The organism is Butyrivibrio sp. TB (assembly GCF_900110805.1).
GTDB lineage: Bacteria > Bacillota > Clostridia > Lachnospirales > Lachnospiraceae > Butyrivibrio > Butyrivibrio fibrisolvens_C.
This window is the reverse complement of sequence record NZ_FOER01000021.1, coordinates 79,371-99,455: the sequence shown is the minus strand read 5'-3', so window position 1 is coordinate 99,455 and position 20,085 is coordinate 79,371. Positions and strand designations below refer to the sequence as shown.

Genomic DNA, 20,085 nt, shown 5'->3' with positions numbered 1-20,085 from the left:
GTGTTATCAGTCGTTTCCAACTGCTATCCCCCTGTATGAGGCAGGTTACCCACGCGTTACTCACCCGTCCGCCACTAAGTTTAACAAGAATCTGCCGAAGCTTCATCAGCGTTAAACTCCGTTCGACTTGCATGTGTTAGGCACGCCGCCAGCGTTCATCCTGAGCCAGGATCGAACTCTCACTTTAAAATAATTGTTCTTTCCGGTTCAGACTTATGCTGACTTAATCAGAATAATTCTGCTCCACTGTTATTTCTAACAGCTTGATGGTGGCTAAACCATCAAAAATTTACTTTTGGTTTTTGTTCTTCTGAACATTCTGTCCTTCTTTAAAAGAAGAACTGGAATTTTCAGGGTTGCATTACTGTTAAGTTGTCAAAGTTCTATGTAATCTACATCTGCTAAGCAGATGAGCGCAGAAGGAGGGATTTGAACCCTCGCGCCGCTATTAACGACCTGCACCCTTTCCAGGGGTGTCTCTTCAACCACTTGAGTACTTCTGCAAAAAGGTTGATTCATAGATCATATTCAAATGAACTTAGATCTAATCTCTTAATTAACAGCGGACGATGTATCCTGTCCTATGCCGCTTTATGATTACAAGCGGAGCGAAAGGGATTCGAACCCTTGTGGCGTTGCCGCCAAACGGTTTTCAAGACCGCCTCGTTATGACCACTTCGATATCGCTCCATATAAAAGCTATATATCTTTCAGCTTTATTCCTGCGCTGTTTTCGTAGAAGCGTTACCGCCGCAGCGCAAGATATATACTATCAAACTCAACCTATGGTGTCAAGCAATTTTTCTAATTTTTTTCAATATTTTTTTATCGTCAAAATATGTATTGTACGTCGTAAAGCAATCTCACACCTAAATCTGCCGTAATCCACGTAAATACAACATTTACAACTGATTTATATTAGAACTGCTCTTCAAACAAATCAAGTCATAAATATACTTTGATTAAATCCCTGTTTAAAAAATCTCTATGCCAATAACACTATTTACACTTTTCACTGCCTACTTTTCATTTATTCAAACTTCGCACTTGCCAAACATACGCCACCCTTTGAGGCAGCCCTTATTGTCAATCCTTATTTTCCCATCTTTAGCTTATATTTGAAATAACAGATCACTTCCGCAACTATCACTGATGCTACAACGGCTATCAATGGTTTTAGCCAACTCAGAAGTTCTTTTCCATCATATATATAGAAGAGCCTACTTATAATAGAAATTATCATGATATGAAAATAATATACCGACGCGGACAGGTCTTTGCCCAGATGATATAGGTAGAAAGGGACGGTAAATCTGTCATGTAACTGGCCGTAGACTTCGCCAAGGAGCATGACTGCGACGAGGGTCACTACAGAACCCGCATATACTGTCATATCTCCAAATCGTCTGTATTCAACAGCTGACATGATAAGGCCTGCCACGGCCAGAATGTGAAGTATGATGCGATTCTTACGGGCAGAAGTACTGAAGGTGCAGGATTGAATGACGCGGCGCACTGCATCTGCTGCCCTAGACTTTCTTGCATCATTGACTACGCTGTCAAGCCAGACTCCGCCCATGATAAAGGGGATTCCTTCCAGGAGCCAGTTTCTGACAACGTACCAGGTGCGGATGCTGATGTCAAAAGGCCTTATCGGATAATATAATTGCAGTAGTTCTGCGAAAAAGAGCATTACGGTAAAAAACAGACTAAGGAACCCGCTCCATTTTTTGGCATACTTTGAGAATATGAATACGAGGACGAATACATAAAGGACAGCGTACAGATACCAAAGGTGATCTATATCATATGTATAGTCATAGATTATCTTGCCGGAGTTGAACACGAAAAGGAGCCAGAGCTCATGAAGGTTATATTTCTGGGATGCAAGGTCCTTGATCCCGTAGCCTACTGTGCCTGCTATGATCAGTGAATATACATTGTACAAAAGAGTAAGTGAGAGCGTTATCACCGCAAGATGGCTTATCTTGGACAGCATGCGTTTTCTGATAATAGCCGGATCTGTGCCGATTGGTAGGTCTTTGAGCAAGAATCTGCCTGATATCACGAAAAAATAAAGCACTGCAAATCTGGACAATGCCTGAACGTCCTTGCCAAATGGTCCCGGGAAAAGACAATGAATGAAAATGACCAGAATGCATGCAATAGCTTTGAACATATAAAGAAAGCTGTTACCAGCTTTAGTATCACCCCTCATAATATAACCACCTGTTTTACTATAATAAAAAATCACCCTAAAAAGCGGCAGCCTTTGCAGCTACCGCGATATCTCATATGTAGATGTCTTATTATAACATGTTAGTTCAGCGGCCGCGATATAAAGCTTTAGCTGTGATCGTCAAAAAAGTGGGGCTGTATATTTGAAGACTTCGTCATGGCGGAACGATAGCTAAATGCTACTGCAGCGTTTTGCCTTGCTTCCTTATCTAAGCTTTGTAATACTTCTTTATCCATGCCCTTCCCTGCTTCTTTATCTATTCCCTTCCTTACATCTCTATCTATGCCCTGCCCAACTTCATTATCTATCCCTTGCCTTATTCCATTGATTCCATTTTTCTTTAAACCGGAAAATATCCCGGAGTAAATATTGTCTGCAATCTCTTTATTTCTGGTCTCCTGGATCTCGATGGTGTTAGAGATATCTGTTACAGTGCGGATCAGGTCCTGCATGTGCTCGATCTGAGCGCGGTACCTTGTCTTATCAGCAGTAATATCATCTTTGACTTTGTCATAGAGACCGGCGAAGCCCTCATTTAATTCAGTCAATCTGTCAATAAGGCCACTTTTGATCCTGACAGCATCATCAAAAGTCTCTTCATCGAATCCATCTTCCATGACAAGAGCCTCTTTTTGCCTTATGTTTTGTGCTTCAATCTGCTTCATAACTTCAATTTTCTTAATGAGGGATGTTTCCATCATATCAAGATAAGTCTCGGTCATAAGCACCTCTTTTGATATTTATTATCGTATATACGTATACTATACCACTATTATTCGTATGCGTCACATTCCATGAAAATGCCGCCTCACTCATAAACGCCCCTGCATCTACTTGACATATATCTCAAAGTTCCCACTTGGACGGACTGGCACACCCCAGCGGGAAGTCATATATTAAATAATCATAAAAGTTTATAATTACTATTGATACAAGTGTCTCGTTATTGATAACATTATATATAGGTTTTATACACAATTTAATTGATGCAAATATTTGGCAGATATTTGCATTTATAACGCCGGCAATGCAAAGCATCTGGCGGGTTTGTGGCAATATAATGGCCAATAGATCATTCATGAAGATAAGGCGATGATGTCAACTTCAGGCATTACAGGTAAGGAGAAGAGATTATGGAAGAAAGATATTTTGGAGAAAAAACGCCCAAGCTTGGTTTTGGTCTTATGAGACTTCCAAGGATTGAGGGGACAAACACTATTGACGTCGAGCAGACCTCTAAGATGGTAGATATGTTCCTTGAAGCTGGTCTTACTTATTTTGACACAGCTTTTGTATATGAGGGTTCAGAGGAAGCCACAAGGAAGGCGCTTGTTGAGAGGCATCCGCGTGATAGCTACACTCTTGCAACCAAGCTTAATGCTGGCTACTCAGGATGTAAGAATGCAGAGGATGCCAAAAAAGAGCTGGAGATCAGTCTTGAAAGAACCGGCGCAGGATATTTTGACTACTATCTTCTGCACGCTCTTGGAAAGGGCAATATTGGCAAGTACGACGAGTATGGTATCTGGGATTTTGTAAAAGAAATGAAGAAAAAAGGTCTTATAAAGCACTGGGGATTTTCTTTCCATGATACTCCGGAGTTTCTGGACGAGCTTCTTGCAAAGCATCCTGATGCTGAATTCGTACAGCTTCAGATAAACTATGCTGACTGGGATAATCCGACTGTTCAGTCACGTGCATGTTATGAAGTTGCAAGAAAGCACGGCAAGTCGATTGTCGTAATGGAGCCTGTTAAGGGCGGCGCTCTTGCTAATCCGCCTGCATCTGTTCAGGAGATTTTAAAAGATGCCGCGCCTGATATGTCTTTTGCTTCATGGGCTATCAGATATGTAGCTTCTATGGACGGAATCCTTACTGTTCTCTCTGGTATGTCCAATGTGGCGCAGATGAAGAACAACCTTTCTTATATGAGAGATTTCAAGAAGCTGTCTGAAGATGAGCTTGAGACTATACACAAGGCCCAGAAAGCTCTTGCATCTGTTAATTCGATTCCTTGTACAGCATGTCACTACTGCACTAAGGGATGTCCTATGCAGATTCCAATCCCGGACATCTTCGCAGCCAGGAATAAGCAGCTGATCTGGGAGCAGATTGAGCAGGGTCAGGCTGATTATAAGAGAGTTACTGAGGGACGAGGCCTGGCTTCGGCATGTATCGGATGTGGTCAGTGCGAAAGCGCTTGTCCTCAGCATATTGATGTTATTGAGAGGCTCAAGGACTGCGCTAGAGTTTTTGAATGATGTTTTGGAAAAATAAGCTGCGCAGATTGTTGTCTTTTCTTAAGAAAAGCATCTGTGTAGATATTATTGATAAGCGTATTGAAAGAATTAAAAGATCATTCGTTGGAGTTTTTAATGAGTACTAATAAGTTAGACGATTTAAAAGAATATTTAAAGTCACTGGGAAGTGTGGCCGTTGCTTTTTCGGCAGGGGTTGATTCTACTTTTCTTCTAAAAGTGGCGCACGATGTGCTTGGAGATAAAGCGATAGCCGTGACTGCTGCTTCAGCTTCTTTTCCCAGACATGAGTATGATGAAGCTGATGCCTTCTGTAAAAAGGAGGGCATCAGGCAGTTTATATTTAATTCAAATGAACTTGAGTCTGAGGACTATGCTTCAAATCCCAAGAACAGGTGCTACTACTGCAAGCACACTCTGTTCTCCGGGCTTATTGATATAGCAAGGCAAAACGGAATCGAATATGTGGCAGAGGGTTCGAACATGGACGATCTGGGTGATTACAGGCCGGGGCTTGAGGCTGTGAAGGAGCTTGGTGTACTGAGTCCTCTTAGGAAGGTCGGTCTTACTAAGGCTGAGATAAGGTCTTTTTCCAAAGAGCTAGGTCTTCCTACTTCGGACAAGCCGTCGTTTGCATGTCTTGCCTCCAGGGTTCCGTATGGAGAGAGGATCACTGCCGGTAAGCTTAAGATGGTGGAGAGGGCAGAAAACCTCTTGGCAGAGCTTGGGCTTGTGCAGTACAGGGTGCGCGTCCATGGGAATATTGCAAGGATTGAGGTCCCGGCAGGTGATATTGCAAAGCTTGTGGACGATAGTATTCGTAGTAAGATCGTTAGTAAATTCAAGGAGTTTGGATTTTCATATGTGACTTTGGATATGCAGGGCTACAGGACTGGCAGCATGAACGAAGTTATTAATACATCAAAATAGGATATAGTAAATATAGGATAATCCTACAATAGGAAAACAATGCTGATGTTGATGCAGGAAGATGGATTATTTCTTACTAAAAACAGCGATAAGGAGGCAAGTCGTGGAAAATATCCATGAGATGCTTGAAAAAATCAAATCCGGCGAGATCTCGGTTGAGGAAGCAGAGCTTTTTTTCAAAAAGAGGCCTTTTGAAGATATAGGCTATGCCAAGGTTGATACTCATAGGAAGATACGAAACGGGGCTTATGAGGTCATCTATGGTGCGGGCAAGACTGCAGATCAGATCGCCGGGATAATCAGAACCATGGCAGACAGTGGCCAGGAGCGCATCCTGATAACAAGGATGGATCCGGATAAGGCTAAGAAGGTAAAGAGTAAGCTTGTTGGACAGATTGGTTTTAATGATCTTGCAAGTCAGGCTAATGCTGATTCTAGCAATAAGACTATCAAAATCGACTATCATGAAGAGGCTAATATAGGGATCATCGGAGACTTCCCGAAAGCTGACGGGCTTGGCAAGATTGTCGTAGCTACCGGCGGAACAAGCGATATACCTGTTGCCGAAGAGGCTGCGCTTACTGCTGAGTTTCTGGGTAATGACGTGACAAGGCTGTATGATGTGGGAGTTGCCGGGCTTCACAGAACTCTTGCTCATATGGATGATATTATGAGTGCTAAGGTCATAATCGCTATCGCCGGGATGGAAGGGGCTCTCGCAAGTGTTATTGGCGGTCTTGCCGAATGCCCTGTTATTGCTGTTCCGACTTCTGTCGGGTACGGTGCATCTTTTCACGGGTTATCAGCTCTTTTGTCAATGCTGAATTCATGTGCAAGCGGTGTGTCTGTGGTCAATATCGATAATGGATTTGGAGCGGCTTATCAGGCTAGTCTTATAAATCATATGAGGTAGGATTGGAAATTGGAGTTTTATATGAAAATACTGTACCTTGATCTGGGAATGGGAGCTGCCGGAGATATGCTCACTGCTGCCCTTCTTGATGCAATGGATGAAAAAGAAAAAGAAGAAGCGATCAAAGATCTTTCTGCTCTTAATATACCTGATGTGCGTTTTGATGTGGAAAGAAGCGTCAAATGCGGGATCACAGGTACTCATGTAAGTGTGAAAGTGCATGGCACTGATGAGGGGGAAGCGTTGCATGAGGATCATCATGGACACCACCATGAACATGATCACGGGCACCATCATGGGCGTGATGACTTCAATGAACACGATTACGCGCACCAGCATGGACCTGATGACTTCTATGAACACGATAACGCGCACCACCATGGGCATGATAACTTCCATGAACATGACCACGAACACCAGCATGAGCATGATGACTTCCATGAACATGATCACGGGCACCAGCATGAGCATGAAGATTTTCATGAACATAGTCATGAAGATTTTCTCGAACACGATCACGGGCACCAGCACGAGCATGATGACTTCCATGAACATGATCACGGACATCAGAACGGGCATGATGATTTTCATGAGCATGGCCACGATCATGAACACCATCACAGTCATGCAAGTCTTGAGAAGATCAATAGCATAGTAGATAATTTAAATGTTTCAGATTCAATCAAATCTGATGTCAGATCAATTTACAAAATCATAGCCACTGCAGAAGGGCATGTCCATAACAAGCCGATAACGGATATACATTTTCATGAAGTGGGGACAATGGATGCTATCGCAGATATCACAGCTGCGTGTATTCTAATAAGGCGCATTGGTGCCGATAAGATCATAGCATCTCCTATTCATGTTGGTAGCGGTCAGGTAAGATGTGCTCACGGAATACTTCCTGTTCCTGCTCCAGCAACAGCTTTTATCCTAAAAGGAATCCCTATGTACAGCACGGATATTAAGGGTGAGTTGTGCACTCCTACTGGAGCTGCTATTTTAAAATATTTTGTAGATGAGTTTAAGTCTATGCCAGCCATGACTTCAGATAGCATAGGCTATGGGATGGGATTTAAAGACTTCGAACGGGCCAACTGCGTCAGAGCGATAATCGGGCATGATACTTACGCTACAAGCAGCAACAATTATAATCCTAGCCCTGATATGGCAATGCCGGATGATACAGCAAAAAGGCCTTATCCGGATGCACCTACCTCTCAATCTGCAATCAACGATTCTATCATAGAGCTTCGCTGTAATATCGACGATATGACCGGTGAAGAGATAGGCTTTGCTTTTGAAAAGCTGTTAGAAGCCGGTGCCAGAGACGTTTTTTCCACTCCAATAACTATGAAGAAGAATCGACCAGGCACTCTCTTAACAGTTATATGCTCTGTATCAGATAGAGATATGATGGTAAAAAATATATTCAAGCACACTACAACAATCGGGATCAGAGAGACTATCTGTAACAGGTATATATTAAGCAGAGAATCAGAAACTCTTAATACACCTCTGGGACAGGTAAGGGAAAAAAGAGTCTCCGGATACGGAATCAGCAGATCCAAGCTTGAATACGATGATATAGTTAAAATTGCAAGAAATACCGGAATGAGCATCAAAGAAGTCAAGGATGCTATAGGGGTGAAATAACCTGCCCCTCAAGTTAGTTCCTCATAACGCTTGGCAATCCTCAAAAAGTTTGATCATCCTAACATTATAAAATAAAGCCTTCCCGCTTGGTCAATGAAGTATCTAAAGCGAGAAGGCTTTACAGTTTAATCCTCTTCTTTCCAATAGTCTATATTTTTTTATCTATGTCTTTGAGCTCAAAATATATTGATGCACCGCTTACAAATCTTTTGGCAAGTGCGAAGTTTCATTTTATAATACTATCATGTTAAAAATCTTACGTGTAACAAACGATGGCAGTCTGCGTCATTGCCATGTTAATAGAGGATGACAATAACGCATATACCTAGAACCTATCGAATACTAACTCCCCCACTCGTATACGCGGTATGGGCCATTTCAAGCCCGACAGTACTTGGTTCATTATCTAAAAGAAGTCCTTTTTTAATGACCAAGCCGAAAGAATTATATGTGCTCTTCACAAGCACAAAATAATTATAATATGCTAAAAATTTTTTTGTTCAATTTCTGACGAAACGTCGTTTTTCTAGGTCGGGGATTTCGTTTGTTTGCGTTCGCAATATTGATATTATTCTTGTAACGCAGTTCTGGTATGGAATAGATCGTTTGTTTATAGTGTCTAGTTTCCATGTTTTTCCTCGTATTGCGAGTCGTTATTTTAGTTCTGATTTTATCGGTATTTTAGTATATTTTTAGCATTTTCATTATTTTTTAAGCATTATATATGCTATTTGACAGCTTAAGTTTTTTCTTTTTTGAATTATTAGCACCTGATAATTTACAGCTTTTAAAATCTAGATTTTTCTTATAAGGTATTTATGAAATATGCAAAATATAAACATTCAAACTGCCCACTTGAACGGGCCAGCATCCAAGTGGGCAGTTTTATGTATGTATGATTTTATTGAGCTTTAAGACATGCTAGAGCTGCTCCTTGTCCCCAAGCATTACAGTTATATACTTGTCTATGAACTGCAAGATCCTCACAAGGGCTTAATGACTCTATCACACAACCGTTGGTTTGGGTCATGTATAATAATGCCTTATCCATATTATCAATTCGTTCTCTTAATCTCTCAGAGCGGCATTCTATATATGGATATAGATTTTTGATGCCCCATCCTATCATTCCTGTAGCAGAAGAGTCGACATGTCCTTCCATGCAAGGAAGAGCCCATGAAAAAGCCCCATCCTTTCTTTGATAAGAAATTACCACATTTGATAAATCATATATCCATTCCATGATTTTACTTTTTTCAATATTTGTATCCGGAACAAACATGGCACATCCGGCCATTCCCATCATAATCCAACCAACAGCCCGTCCCCAACCGATAATCCCAAGTTTGCCACGAGTAAGACTATATCCATGGTATGGAAGATGGGTTCTCATATCACAACCATTATTCATAAAGTTTATGAGCTGCGTAGTAGCAAGTTCATACGCCTCTTTAGCTTCATCTTCAACTCCAAGACTATCCATAATATATCCATAGTAAGATAAAAAAAGAGAAGTCATACCAGCACCATCTGCCAGTATAAAATCATCTTTTCCAGAGACATTGTAGATGATAGATCGTTCCTTGTCTTTAGATGCCATTCTAAGAAAATTAAAAATATCATGAGCTGAATCAAGAAATCTACTATCTGCAGTCAACTCATACATCTTTAGTAAAGAAAAGCCTGCAAGGGCATCGTCAACATGAGTTACGCGACCTTTTTGCTTTTTTTTCCAAATGTCATAATAATTCTTCACCGCTTCTTTGCACAGCTCTACTAATTCACTGTCATCTGCAACAGATTCTGATGATGTCTGAGTTAGTCCCATAAGAAGCATTCCTACAGGCCAGAAAAGCATATCTTTGGGTTCAGAAGCTCGTCCCATAATCTTCTTAGCCATATTTTTACATCTTGCCTTAAAAGACTTTCTGTTAATATTTTTTAGTTGAACGATTGCTTCTCTTTCTATTGCTGCTATTGTTTCCGGATTCTTCATAATAATATTCCTTTATTGCTATTATCATATTAAGATTTTCCAAATGATGTAACCGTGGTTCTATATGCCTTCGCATTACCTATATCATAAGATTCTCCATCAGGCACAAAAGCATACATTCCTTCACTGTCACGCACATACTCAAGCGCATCAGTTAGCTCAACTTCTCCTTTTGCATTAGTTATATTATTATCAGTTGCATACTGTAGTCTGTCATAGATACTCTGATCTATGACATAAGCTCCAAATGCCGCATAACATGCCTTTGAATCTCTCCTACCTGAAACTATAAGGTATTCAGCCGCATACTCAGGAGTAGGTTTTTCCGCAATTGCAACAAGGTTCATGACTTTTTCTTCGTTGTCTTCCCATACGCCACTGAATATGCCATAGCTTGATACATCTTCTATAGGAACAGAGTGTACTGCTACCATAGGCTTTCCATATTGCTCATATGTATCCAGAAGCTGTCTTGTACAAGGAACATCACTGTAGCTCTGATAAATTGTATCTCCAAGTAATAGCAAAACCGGCATTCCTCCAGCAAATTCTGCTGATTGAAGTACCGCATGTCCAAATCCATTCTGCACATCCTGATATGCAAAGCGTAGTTTACAACCTATGCTCATAATCTTCTGCTCATATTTTTTCATATTTTCAGGAAGTTTATCATAATGGGCACTGCTTAAAGGCTTCATAAAGAAGTCTCTATAATAATTCTCCTCTTCTCTATTGATCACAAGACAGATTTCTTCTATACCTACTTCATCAAGCTCTTCTAAAAGAACCAATATTGCCGGCTTTACAAGACCATCTTTGTCAACAACCGGACAAAATTCTTTCTTGACTCCTCGCGTCACCGGATACATACGCGTGCCAAATCCTGCAACCGTTATTACAGCCTTTGTCACAGCTTTAGATGGTCGAAGAGTTAGTGGATACGCTATCATCTTACGCTCATTAGTAAGATAATCGATCAGTTTTCTCTGTGTTTCCTCATCTCTTGCAAGGAGCTGGACAGTTCCATCTCCTTGAGAGCCAACCCCTTTTACACCATATGTGAGCTTTTTGATATGCTCATCATTGATCACACTATGAAGAACAGGGCTCTTAAGCTGATCCGGGCTCATAGGAGCAATCTTTTCATCAAAAAGATCCTGGGCTCTTTTCATCAAATCACCTAATTTTTCGACTTCTCCATTTTCTATGTAATCCATTGCCTCTTGAATAATCTTCTCATTATCACTTCCAAGAGCCTCATGAACATGCTCATCCTCCTGGGAATGAGCAAAAGGAAATGCTCTATTAAGATCTGCAAGAATCTGAACTGTATCCTTTCCAGCCATCAGATCTGCAAAAACATAGTACAAAGTTTTCTTGACTGTTAGCCTATCTACGTCAAGCTCATTACCATCAAATACCATAGAAACAGGATTAACTCCATATGCACATGCTTGATCTAAGCGGCCACACCTAGATGGAGTTCTCTGTTCCCCCAAGTATGCAATATTCATAATCCCTTTAGTATTAAGTTTTAGACCATATAATTCATTAAATGCACGAGCTACCATTACACAGATAGCTGCCGATGAAGATAATCCACTCTTAATAGGGAGATCCATCTTGGTTATTGTAAGCTTAAGTCCGCCTACATGGTACCATTCAGATATATAAGAGGCTACCCCTGCAACATACGAAAAGAATCCGCCTCCTCTGGCAACCTCTCTAAGCTTACTCATGTCCATTGGGCATGAAAAAGAGCTTCCCTTAAACTGTTCTATCTCACTTTCTACTGAGAATTCATCAGCTCTGGAAGCCACACCATATATGCCCTGTTCAATTCCGGTAACAAGAGCATGTCCAGGAACGATATCGGCATTCATTGTCTTATAAAGGCCCGCCCAGTCGCTATGTTCACCAAATAAGCATAAACGACCAGGAACAAATAGTTCTATTTTCTTTTCCAATTTATTATTTGTATGCTTTATTATTGATAGACATACTCTCCTTTAATCAGTTTTTGAATATAAATACTAAGCTTTAAGAATCTTTTGAATTCCAAAAACAGCTCTAGCGAAAGTCATATTTATATTAGAGGGTCTCCTAAGAATCGGAACCATAAGTTTATTGGCAACATCGCAGATCTTGTCAGGATTGTCTGTAAGCAAATCTGATGTATTCTCGATTTTGCATAGTTCTCTTATTCTCTTATTAGATTCAAAAGCCTCTTTTAATGGTCTTCTAAGCTCTGATTTAATTACAAGAAAAAAAAGATACAAAAATTCATATCTTGCCTTTTCATTAGCATTAGGTACATGCTTTAATTCAAGTATCTCACTAAGCTTACTACGAAGTCTTACGCAGTTATCGTATAATCCAGGATCATAGCTATGAACAATTGATGTACTATAAAAAACGTAATGGTAAAAGAAAGCGTCCTTCATAACAAATATACGTTTGGCATCAAGAAGTATTGGTGTGATCATGTTAACATCGTCCCCCATACGGATTGACGCATCAACATATTTTAGATTATTTTTTACAATATCTGCTGAATAAAGTTTAAAACATCTGGATAAGAAAATTGGCCTTTTCTCGTGTCCAATCAGTTCATTTAACAATTCACTTTTGAGGCGATCTCCAGTATATTCTCCTGAGGGAGCCGGCATTTTGACAGGGACAGAACTTACTGTAATATTACCATGTCTGTCTTTTTTCTCTTTGTCTATAATATAATTACTACAGATAACTTCAGCATTACAGCCAGTAATATGTAATGCCATCTCTTCTAACATATCCGGCTCAATCCAGTCATCTCCATCGATAAACATGATATAATCACCGGATGCATACTCGACACCTTTTATTGCAGCTGACGATGGTCCACCATTTTCTTTATGGACTGCAATTACTTTCGAACTTCTGACATGCGCAGAATCAATTATTTTACCTGAACCATCAGGTGATCCATCATCAACCAGAATCACCTCAAAATTTCTATAACTTTGAGCAAGTATACTATTAATACATTTTTGAATGACATTCTCTGCCTTATAGACAGGAACAATGATGCTTATCTTAGCCCCGACTTTACCCATGTAATATCATCCTTTATAGTGTCTTTCGTATGGCTCCCACGTCTTCTCACTTATTATGTAACGTGGTCTATGCTTACTTTCCATATATATTTTTCCTATATATGTACCAATAACGCCAATAGATATAAGCTGTATACCACCGAGAAACAATATAATACATACAGTTGACGCCCATCCGGATACTCCTTTACCCATAAGAGCAACCACTATAGCCCATATTATTCCTATGAAACCTATAAAACTTACAATAGTTCCGATTCCTGTGATAATTGAAATAGGTTTGATTGAAAGTGATGTTATTCCATCAAAAGCAAGATGAAGCATCTTAGTAAGAGGATAATGGCTAGAACCAGCTAATCTTTCATGTCTCTCATAATATACGGTCGCTGATTTAAATCCAACGAGAGGAACCAGTCCTCTAAGATAAATATTGACTTCATGAAAATCTGCAAACTCATTAAGGACACGGGAACTTAGAAGCCTATAATCTGCATGATTATATACTACTTCCGCTCCCATCCAATTAAGAAGTTTATAAAATGATTCTGCAGTGAATTTTTTAAAGAAAGTATCAGTATCTCTACTTGAACGAACGCCATAGACTACTTCAGCCCCGTTTAGATACGCATCAACCATCTTATCCATAGCTGTAATATCATCTTGACCATCGCAATCAATAGAAATAGTAATATCACATACATCCCTTGCTTCCATAAGTCCAGCAAGAACTGCATTCTGATGACCTCTGTTACGACTCTGTGATATTCCTATATAATGTTCATCAGACTTTGAAAGTTCTTCTATAAGCTCCCAAGTTCTATCTTTTGATCCATCATTAACAAAAAGAATTCGGCTCTTATTTGATATTTTACCGGATTCTGACATTTCTTTTATTCTTTGCAGAAAAAGAGGTGCTGTTACCGGCAGAACCTCTTCTTCGTTATAACATGGGATTACGATCCAAAGGATCGGTTTACCTAAGCCTTCAAGCATCTGACTCCTCCTAGCCATTTATTTCATTCCAACATAAGCACTATGGTCACAGCCTGTCAGTCTTCATTTTGAAGACGTTCTACCATAGCCCAAAGTGACTCTGCACTGTTAAAATTATCTGGAATTATCTCAGATGCCGGAATACTAATATCATATTCATCATTAAGAGCACTGATTATCTGCAATATATCAAAAGAGTCAAGAATGCCGTCATCAATAAGTGCTGTTTCATTTTCAAAATCCACGTCTTCTTTTACACCACTTAATACTTCAATAAAATTTTCATCCATCATGATAAACTCCTTTAAATGTTATAATTGTCTGATTCATCATAAGATATAATAATAAATCAATCTTAAATAAAACCCAAATATTAAATTGTTATTGTAAAACAATAAGATCTTTTTATTAAAGATACTCAAGTTAATAGTCATATCTTTTTAATGATTAAACTGTGCTGTATCTACAAATTTTCTAACTATTTTGATCCTACCATTCTCATACATAATGACCTGAGGCATCATCCGGCTCAAAAACAGATAAATACCTTCTGTAACCGAGTATGCCCCCATATTCTCAAAAGCAAGTATATCACCAATTTTTAGATCAGAAAATGGCACCTTCCTAACCAAAACATCAGCTGTTGTACAAAGGCTTCCACAAAGGGCATAGTCTGCATTACCTTTTATCGTACCGTGAGTTGGAGACAGACCACCATCTAGATGCCTTATAACCGGAATCTTCATTCCCATTACCTGACCATAATATGTAACATGATTGATTCCACCATCGATAATACAGTAATTGGTGCCATTACAGGTCTTAATATCCATAACCTTGGAAAGATACAATCCACATGTTGATACCCAGAATCTTCCCATTTCTATTGTAAGGTCACACCACTTTGTAGCTTTCTGAAGTTCTGCCAAGAGTTTTTTAATAGGACTCAGCGTGTCTTCAAAATCTTCGCCTACAAAATATGGGACAGGCAGCCCAGGACCATATTCTAACTTCTTTAAAGGAAGACTATATCTTGCACGAAGATCTTCTATAAATAATTGAAGCATCTCAAGTTCAGCAATCTGGTCCTTTAATTTCTTGCGCTGTGTGCCAACAAAATAATGAATTCCGACAAAATCCAACTTAGGATATTCATCGATATGATCTAAAATATAACCAATATCATCTTTGGACATTCCAAACTGGCTACCCGCACTTAGCCTAAGAATTACAGGAAATTTATGCTCCTTATCATAAAGGCATCCCGTACCTTCCTGTCCATCATTACAAGTTTCCATAACAGCTTCTTGTAAAAGCTTTACATGTAGTACAGACTCAGCTGTATAAGTACCAACACCGCTTTTAATAGCATCTATTATTGATTCTCTGGTTTTATTTACGCCGGAATAAACTATCTTACTTCCATCTATTCTTTCTTCCTTGCAGATGTCAAGCTCTCCAGGGCTACATACTTCCAGCTTGTCAACAATCTCTGACATTTCTTTAGTAAGGAATGGATTAGCTTTCATGGCGTAGCAAAGCCCTATATTATCTCCAACTATCTCTCTGATCTTTGCAACTCGATTTCTCAGGGCATCTATATCAAAAATATAGGAAGGTGTTGAATAATTATCAGCTATTTCTTTAAGTTTATTACTATCTATCATAATCAAAAATCCCTATTCAAATAATTATAGCGCTATAAACTTCGCGTTTAAAGCGGTTCTATCTATCTTGCCATTTTTGTTAAGTGGCATTTCTTCAAGTACATTGACCTTGTTGGGTACCATAAATTGAGGAACTATATCTCTTAATGCTGAAGTGATCTCTTTGCCATTGAGAGATCCTGTAACGCATAATATAAGCTTTTTTTTCTTATGATCATACAAACAGCAGGCTCTTGTTACGCCATCTATACTTGTAGCGGCGTTTTCTATTTCACCAAGTTCTATTCTTTGTCCAAGATGCTTGATCTGAAAATCTTTCCTTGATACATAAATGATATTACCGTTTTCATCATATTTGCCAATATCTCCGGTTCTGTAGATGCGTTCCGGGTAATCATTATTGAGAGGATTTTGGACAAAAGATTCTGATGTTCTCTCAGGATTCTTATAATAACCTACAGCTACGCAGGTTCCACCAACACATATCTCACCTTCAACACCTATGCTTTTGGTATCAACAAGAGTATTATCTTCATCCAAAAGAAAAACCTTCTCATTTGGAAATGCCTTCCCTGCAGGAAGTGTTTCTGTATCATTTAATGTCTCACCCTTAGAAAGCTCATAATATGTACAGTTACAAGTAATTTCAGTCGGTCCGTAAAGATTTACATACTTCGCATCAGGAAGATATTTCTGCCATACACGAAGGTGCTTGGCTGGCATAACTTCTCCTGAAAACATGATCATACGTACACTTTCAGGTACTTTATATCCAAGACCATTCATGATAGAAACAAAACACATAGCACTAACTGCCCATACAAGTACTGTAACCTTATTTTCAACAAGATAGTCCATAAGTGTAGTAGGTGCACTGAAATATGAGCGTGGAATAATCTGAAGTCTGGCTCCAACTTTAAGACAGCTATATATATCCTTGACTGAAACATCAAAATCAAATGGCGCCTGATTACCCATTATATCTTCATCATTAATTCCAAATATTTCTGTAAAGCAATCAATAAAATCCATCACACTACGGTGATTAACCATAACTCCCTTAGGAACGCCTGTAGATCCGCTAGTAAAGTTCACATATAAAGGATCTGTATCAAGAGCTTCAAGTTGTCTTTGCTTTAGTTTGAGTCTTAGGTCACCTAAATCTTTTATATCTTTGCAATCATAATTAATTGAATACTCAATATCAGCTCCATCTATAAGGTCTTCAATCGTAACAACTTTAAATTTTTCAGCATACATTGCTGCCTTGTCCTTGAAATTCTTGTCTGTTACTATCACATCAGGCTCAAGGATCTCAAGAACCTTTTCAATTCTACTCTGGGGAGCTCTGACATCTATAAAACTATAAAATCCCCTAACCATTGCTGTCCCCAGCATACCACATAGACCATCAGCACTTTTCTCCATATAAAAAGCTACTGCATGACACGGCTCTACGTAAGGAAGAATACTCAAAGCAACCTTTTTTGAATTATTAAATAGCTCCTTGTATGTATATTCCTTATCAGGATCTCCAACTGCTATCGCATCAGCTTTCTCCTTAGCACTTTTAGATAGCCAGTCAATTACAGATTTATCCATTTTTGTCCTCGCATTCAAAGTTAACATTATTTCTTTGCTATATTATTTAATCACAAGAATACCAGTCTATGATCACTTTATCATTCATAGAATTAAGACCAGTACCAGATAAAGTAAATGCCGTAATAACAGGTGTATCCTCGCTATTAAGAGACGACTCAACTCCATACGTATCCTGTGGATAGTAACACAATTCGAAACCGGAACTAATCTGGGGAACCAAAGCTGTCCCATACACCGATTGCCCATCACTATACTCGATATTTATATTGGTAACACCATACCTCCAGAACAATCCACGGATCTTTCCGGTAAAAGAATATTCAAGATGAATAACCGCATAATCAGCCCAATCAGGACATTCAATCCTGTCACTTGTGTTATATGTATTGCTTTCAACCAAAGTATACGTCTTTTCAACATCTGCTGATTCTTTTCTCTTTAGAAGACAGAATTCATCATCTGTATATACAGCATTATAATTATCTTTGATAGCGTACCATATCTGAGGATCATTTAAAAGATTGATTTGTCCATACACTACTTCACAGGACATTATAATGTATTCCGGTCCTCTGTCCCGATAATACTGGGCGGATATTGCATCCAGTCTGTCATTATATATCTCAGCTCCGTCAAAGCATGTCGGAGAAAACTGTATATTTAAATCATCATATACTGCTCCATACGCAATTCTCCATGGATATACTCCTACAGTTGAATCTCCGATAATATTGAGAATCTCCTTTGGAAGCTGTCCGCTTTCATACAAACTTTCTTCCCTAGAATCTTCAAACAGATGTGTAATAGTATATGCTTTACTATGCATATCTTCTGTAATACCAGAAAGACTCCCATGACCGCACCATGCAAACAATAGCGCAATAATAGCGCATCCACAACAAATCAATGACTGAAGCACAGGATGGTATAAAACCTTGGGTCTTTGACCTCTTAGCGTATTTGAAGGCATCTCCTCGGAAAGATTTCTAATTCCTAGCGGCATATCAAGCATCAGAGCAGATATAGGCATTGCGGCAACCCATGCACTGCATTCCATCCCATGAGCCGTAACACCATATTTATATGCAGAGAAAAGAGGAACTCCCGCAGCTATAAAAATCGCTGCCCTACGTCTATCTTTTGCGATAAAGATCATAAATATAAGAAGATAAACCAAAAGTATCACAAAGAAGCAAATATAATCCAGCTCAGAATATGAATCATCAAACTGCTGAGTCATATTAAATCCGGATACATTATTAAAAAGATTAGCTACATATCCTATCAGACCGCTTATAGAATGAGAATACAAAAGATACAATGCCGGCATAGCTATTATCGATGGAACTGGCAAAATAAGCATCTTTAATCTTTCCTTTATATTCAGTCTATTATCAAACAAGATTCTAAACAGCGCGTATACCAAGACCATCATGATTCCTGATATAAATCCAATTATCTTTCCAAAAGAGGAAAAAGTAATCAGGACATTAAGTGGGATTATAGCAGTCCTATCTCCTATATCCCACAGAACAAGTGACATTACAACCATAAACTGAAGGTAACTATCAGTCCACGATTCATGAAATGTCAGAAGATAAACAATAAAAGCCAAAAGTAAAGAAGTTGTTGAAATATGCCCTTTTCTCCATGCTATAAAGATTCTAGCAAAAAGATAAGCAGCTACCGCAAAAAGGCACCCCCACAATAGCAAGCCCATCTTATATGTTGCAGTATCCCCCATATTGATCAAATAATAGGCAAATCCCAGAGGACCATATGAAAAGAACAGATCTTTACCAAATATATAACCTTTTTCATATGCAACATTAAGTATCCATCTCCAGGACGGATCCAGACTAACTGAATCTAAATGATAAACAATGTCCGGCATAGCAAGAACAAACCACAAAATAGGAATAATAATCGCAATAGAAAGTTTTATTTTTTGAATTGTAGGATTTGAATAATGTTTCAGTGCATTTTCAGCTCTTCCGGGAATTGTTTCTCGATAGTATAGATACAGACAATATGATATTGATAGAAATACTAATAAAATAGATAAAAGTATTACAAACCTGCTAAGTGTTTCAGGGTATCCATATCCCATGTAAACTGTCATTTCGTCTTTTTCTGTTCCATCAACTATGCAGCTACCAAGTCCTGCAACACTATTTACGTCATCTGTAAGGATGAGGCAAGGGCAAGCATCATCACTGCATCCTGTCACACTAAAAGTAATATGATACTCTTTTGAATCAGAAACCCTAAGCGGCAGTTTTAATAAACCTTTTCGGAAATAATCCACTGTCCAATCGCCATTGTTAATCATAGAAAAAGGAGTCGTTTGGGATATAATAACCTTATTGTCACTATCATAAAGAGTCATGACAAATGAAGCACCATCACTATAATCTTCAGGTAGCGCAACTATATAATATGCCAAATATGAAATGTGCTGAGTACACGGCGTGAAATACTGTGTAATCTCAGCTCCTCCTGAAAGTGATACTGTTTCAAGCTCACCAATTTCAGGAGTTATACTTTCAGGATTTCTATAGTTGTAAAAATATATTTCTCCAAATGCTATAGCAATTGAGAAAGTCAAGAATATAGCCACTGCTATAAAAGCCGGGATTACGAGATTTAGTATAGCTCTAACATCTTTTTTCTTATTATTGTCATTTGCGCTCATAATGTTACAACCTCACTATTAATGAATGTTGA

At 38.9% G+C, this 20,085-nt stretch carries 14 protein-coding genes, 2 tRNA genes and 1 rRNA gene; 4 read left to right on the top strand and 13 right to left on the bottom strand.

What is annotated here, in order from left to right; translation table 11 throughout:
- The 5 genes from BMX21_RS13995 to BMX21_RS13975 form a co-directional block, all read right to left on the bottom strand.
- Window positions 1-187, bottom strand: a 16S ribosomal RNA gene (locus BMX21_RS13995); the annotation flags it as partial.
- Between the two features lie 227 nt (window positions 188-414).
- Window positions 415-503: transfer RNA gene (locus tag BMX21_RS13990), tRNA-Ser, on the bottom strand.
- 101 nt (window positions 504-604) lie between these two features.
- A tRNA-Ser gene (locus BMX21_RS13985) sits at window positions 605-690 on the bottom strand.
- A 403-nt stretch (window positions 691-1,093) separates the two neighbouring features.
- Window positions 1,094-2,218, bottom strand: coding sequence for an acyltransferase family protein (locus BMX21_RS13980; RefSeq protein ID WP_143057268.1), 1,125 nt, complete (start codon window positions 2,216-2,218; stop codon window positions 1,094-1,096).
- A gap of 128 nt (window positions 2,219-2,346) precedes the next feature.
- Complete coding sequence (locus tag BMX21_RS13975) at window positions 2,347-2,961, bottom strand: hypothetical protein (protein ID WP_092045400.1); 615 nt, start codon at window positions 2,959-2,961, stop codon at window positions 2,347-2,349.
- Between the two features lie 411 nt (window positions 2,962-3,372).
- Here BMX21_RS13975 and BMX21_RS13970 point away from each other — a divergent pair, with 411 nt between their 5' ends.
- The 4 genes from BMX21_RS13970 (at window position 3,373) to larC (ending at window position 7,999) form a co-directional block, all read left to right on the top strand.
- A complete protein-coding gene (locus BMX21_RS13970; RefSeq protein ID WP_092045398.1) occupies window positions 3,373-4,500 on the top strand; it encodes an aldo/keto reductase in 1,128 nt (375 codons plus the stop codon).
- Window positions 4,501-4,614: 114 nt separating this feature from the next.
- Window positions 4,615-5,427: an ATP-dependent sacrificial sulfur transferase LarE gene (gene larE / locus BMX21_RS13965; RefSeq protein WP_074758176.1), complete on the top strand. Its 813-nt coding sequence runs from the start codon at window positions 4,615-4,617 to the stop codon at window positions 5,425-5,427.
- 103 nt (window positions 5,428-5,530) lie between these two features.
- On the top strand, window positions 5,531-6,340 hold the full coding sequence (gene larB / locus BMX21_RS13960; protein WP_330390232.1) for a nickel pincer cofactor biosynthesis protein LarB: 810 nt from the start codon (window positions 5,531-5,533) through the stop codon (window positions 6,338-6,340).
- A gap of 21 nt (window positions 6,341-6,361) precedes the next feature.
- Window positions 6,362-7,999, top strand: coding sequence for a nickel pincer cofactor biosynthesis protein LarC (gene larC / locus BMX21_RS13955; protein ID WP_092045394.1), 1,638 nt, complete (start codon window positions 6,362-6,364; stop codon window positions 7,997-7,999).
- Window positions 8,000-8,900: 901 nt separating this feature from the next.
- Here the strand turns inward: larC and BMX21_RS13950 are convergent.
- From BMX21_RS13950 to BMX21_RS13915, 8 genes are all read right to left on the bottom strand, one after another.
- Window positions 8,901-9,995, bottom strand: coding sequence for a glycoside hydrolase family 88 protein (locus BMX21_RS13950; protein WP_092045392.1), 1,095 nt, complete (start codon window positions 9,993-9,995; stop codon window positions 8,901-8,903).
- Window positions 9,996-10,024: 29 nt separating this feature from the next.
- Window positions 10,025-11,878, bottom strand: a complete 1,854-nt coding sequence (locus BMX21_RS13945) for a sugar phosphate nucleotidyltransferase (RefSeq protein WP_092045390.1) — start codon at window positions 11,876-11,878, stop codon at window positions 10,025-10,027.
- A gap of 150 nt (window positions 11,879-12,028) precedes the next feature.
- Window positions 12,029-13,093 carry a glycosyltransferase family 2 protein gene (locus BMX21_RS13940; protein WP_092045388.1) on the bottom strand — a complete coding sequence of 355 codons (1,065 nt, stop codon included), beginning with the start codon at window positions 13,091-13,093 and terminating at the stop codon, window positions 12,029-12,031.
- 6 nt (window positions 13,094-13,099) lie between these two features.
- Window positions 13,100-14,086 carry a glycosyltransferase family 2 protein gene (locus tag BMX21_RS13935; RefSeq protein WP_207647648.1) on the bottom strand — a complete coding sequence of 329 codons (987 nt, stop codon included), beginning with the start codon at window positions 14,084-14,086 and terminating at the stop codon, window positions 13,100-13,102.
- Between the two features lie 56 nt (window positions 14,087-14,142).
- Window positions 14,143-14,376: an acyl carrier protein gene (locus BMX21_RS13930; RefSeq protein WP_027203439.1), complete on the bottom strand. Its 234-nt coding sequence runs from the start codon at window positions 14,374-14,376 to the stop codon at window positions 14,143-14,145.
- Between the two features lie 150 nt (window positions 14,377-14,526).
- Window positions 14,527-15,753 (bottom strand): diaminopimelate decarboxylase family protein, encoded by a 1,227-nt coding sequence (locus BMX21_RS13925; protein ID WP_092045383.1) that lies wholly within the window; start codon window positions 15,751-15,753, stop codon window positions 14,527-14,529.
- A gap of 24 nt (window positions 15,754-15,777) precedes the next feature.
- Window positions 15,778-17,355 (bottom strand): amino acid adenylation domain-containing protein, encoded by a 1,578-nt coding sequence (locus BMX21_RS13920; RefSeq protein WP_092045381.1) that lies wholly within the window; start codon window positions 17,353-17,355, stop codon window positions 15,778-15,780.
- 46 nt (window positions 17,356-17,401) lie between these two features.
- Window positions 17,402-20,053 carry a hypothetical protein gene (locus BMX21_RS13915; RefSeq protein WP_092045379.1) on the bottom strand — a complete coding sequence of 884 codons (2,652 nt, stop codon included), beginning with the start codon at window positions 20,051-20,053 and terminating at the stop codon, window positions 17,402-17,404.
- Window positions 20,054-20,085 lie beyond the last annotated feature (32 nt).